Origin of the sequence: Bartonella sp. ML70XJBT, from assembly GCF_028618425.1 — a bacterium.
GTDB lineage: Bacteria > Pseudomonadota > Alphaproteobacteria > Rhizobiales > Rhizobiaceae > Bartonella.
Window position 1 is genome coordinate 1 of record NZ_JAQISX010000064.1, and the last position, 2766, is coordinate 2766.

Genomic DNA, 2766 nt, shown 5'->3' on the forward strand with positions numbered 1-2766 from the left:
GATCAACATACTCATCTGTTTGATCATCTATTTCATCCTGAATATCGCTTAACATCTGGATAAAATTTTTGTCATGAGAAACAATGGTCTGTTTGTCTCCAATCGGACCACCTGTCTGTACTATTATCGTCATATGATTCTCTTCCAAATGTCTTGGGGCATCTTGCGTGGGAGGGGGACGCAAGCAATAAACGCCCCCCTCGCCTTTAACGATTAGTGTAAAACTCAACAATCACCTCAGCATCACCTGTGGTGCTTTTCTTGTCTCGTGTCATATAAATCGCATTTTCAGCCTCTAGCGGAACATCTCGTTCCTCCATGGGTATATACACATTGCCATCGGTAGATTGCGTAAGCCCCACATCTCCATAATCATTGCCATGAGGCTCTTTTCCAAATGTAGCTGCTACATCTTCAAAATCCTCCATAGTATAAGCTGTAATACTTTTGATAAAAGCCCCTCGGGGTAGAACGCCAATTTTCGTTATCAACCCTTGATCTGTACATTTAACACGCGAGCGTAAAAAACTAACCTGCTGCGTATAATTGTTGCGTCCTTGCAAAACAGGTGGCAATCCCTCATCTATCATGCCAACGCTTTCCACGGTTTCAACAGTTTCAACAGGTTCCGTTGTATTTGGTGATGTTTTTGCCATCATTGTTATCCTTTCATGAAATTAAAATTGTCAGCTGATTTCAGCAAAAGAAGGGATAACAATCGTGCCAAAATCCTGTCCCCCTTGATCAGAATGAGGCAAGGTATAGCGTGACTTTTTCATGCCGATAATGGTTTTAGCAGCCAAACCAAATTCCCGTTGATAATCAAACAATTCTTCAACAAGTTTATAACGTGTACCACCCTTTTTATCATCACCTCCTGTTGCACCATTACCAACGCGCCCATAAGCCATGATGATACTTTGTGCACCAAGCAAAACAGCACGACGAACAGAGGGAACAGGCTCCCCTGTCTTTGAATTAACACCATTGGGGACATGTTCAGCTTCACGCAAAATGACACCGTTATACATCCCCAAAGAACCATTAAAAATTGGGTTCTTAGCTCCAGAGCCATCATAAGCTGCTTTGGTAATATCCAACCATTGACCATTTTGTGTATTGGTACGCAATTGGGTTACTTGTGTTGGGTGAAGATACATCACATAAGCCGATTTTCCATCAACACGAACCGGACGCAAGCGTGGATTTGCCAATTTAGCGCGTTCAACAGCTTTATCTATAAGATCTAATGTAAAAACATCCTCTTTTGTAAGCTCTTCATCTGTTTTTTTCTTGGCTGGGCGAATAAGGCGCAATTTGCTTGGCTCTGATGGCGCATTAAAACCATAATGCACCGGTTTAAACGTTATGCTGCGCCCTTCAAAATGCATCCATGGTGCTGTATAGCCTGCTGCCTGAATGAAAAACATCATACTTAAACGGTCTGCATACCAATCAACCAACCCATCTTTTGCTTCTTTACGCAAATTAAAGGGAACACGTTGTTGATCAATAGAGCCTTCATATTTGATGCGCACAGCATGAGTAAGCTCGTTGATGCGCACCTTTTCATTCATAAATTGGAGGGCTTCTTCATTGCCTTCTAGCGTTTGTCCCTCGCTAACGCCATCCCCCATAAGTTGAACGCGTAATCCACTCGTAACGGAGTCACCAGCGGATTTTCCTAGCACATCCAACACTTGGATAATGCTGTTTTTGCTCTCCCCCATCAGCGGTGCAATGGGCAACGCTTTTGAGGTCTCTGTGTTTAGCATCTTAGCCCAAACGCCAACGGCTAATGGGTCATTGAGCTTTACTTCTGTTACTGCCATTTCAATCAATGCCTTTCTTGGTTTTAAAACTCGCCTTGCGGCTCCCCCAAACGATAACAATCACTTGGGTTCTCTCTGTCGCGCCATTGCGCACATCTTCATGCTCTACTCATAATTTGTTCAAATTTTTTGGGATTTTTCTCAACCCATGCTGCAAATTCTGCTTCCGGCATGGAAAAAAGCGTTCTCACATCCATACCACCTGTTAGAACTTGCCCGCCGCGCGCTGTAAGCGTCCGCGCTGCTTGAGAGCGCTCTTGAAGGACTCCCACTTCGTCCTTAACTGGTGCTCCACTATAGCCAAAAGCTTTCGCTTTTTGCACCAGCACCTCAATTGGATTTATACCGGCTTTCTGACACTGCTGGCATATTTGGCGCAATTCAGCACCAATTTGCTGTTGCCGTGCTACAGGGTCTTTCCATTGCGGATAAAGGCTAGCTTGCGCTTGTAGAACATTGTCTGCTCTTTCATAGAGATAGTCCGTGATACTGTCTAAATCTGGATATTTATCTTGTACCTGCGCTTTGGATTCCTCGAAATATTCCCCTAACTTTTGACGTTCATATTCCTCTTGACTCATGCGCTCTTGGCTCTCTCTCATATGAGAAAACTCATCAAGCAATTTCTGTTGTTCCTGTACCTTATGACTAAGCCATGCAACATGTGCTTCTGGGTCGTCTTTTAGAGAGGGAACATTTTCCTCACGGCGGCGCGTGATTTCTTCTTGCATTGCGGCATATTTTTGCGCAAGTTCAATAGCCAATTCACGCGCTTCAATGGCGCTTTGTTCTGCCTTTTGACGTGCTTGCCGCTCTTGCTCTAATTTATCAGATTCTATTGTATCAGAACTTGGCTGCTCCTGAAGAGCTTCTACAGGTAGCTGTTCAGAACTTTCCTCTGATTCAAACACCTCTTCAACTTGCTCTGGCTCGA

General features: G+C 44.0%; 3 protein-coding genes. All 3 read right to left on the bottom strand.

The annotated features are described in order from the left end of the window. Positions 1 to 206: 206 nt before the first annotated feature. The gene (locus tag PVV65_RS09445; protein ID WP_273789988.1) at positions 207 to 656 is read right to left on the bottom strand and encodes a hypothetical protein; all 450 of its coding nucleotides are present in this window, start codon (positions 654 to 656) and stop codon (positions 207 to 209) included. Positions 657 to 686: 30 nt separating this feature from the next. Next, the gene (locus PVV65_RS09450) at positions 687 to 1832 is read right to left on the bottom strand and encodes a N4-gp56 family major capsid protein (RefSeq protein WP_273789989.1); all 1146 of its coding nucleotides are present in this window, start codon (positions 1830 to 1832) and stop codon (positions 687 to 689) included. 98 nt (positions 1833 to 1930) lie between these two features. Further along, positions 1931 to 2766, bottom strand: an 836-nt coding sequence (locus tag PVV65_RS09455; RefSeq protein ID WP_273789987.1) for a hypothetical protein, incomplete at its 5' end; no start/stop codon positions are given.

Excerpts from the sequence above, each read along its gene's own strand:
- PVV65_RS09445 (WP_273789988.1), bottom strand. The coding sequence starts at position 656 with ATGGCAAAAACATCACCAAATACAACGGAACCTGTTGAAACTGTTGAA.
- PVV65_RS09450 (WP_273789989.1), bottom strand. The coding sequence starts at position 1,832 with ATGGCAGTAACAGAAGTAAAGCTCAATGACCCATTAGCCGTTGGCGTT.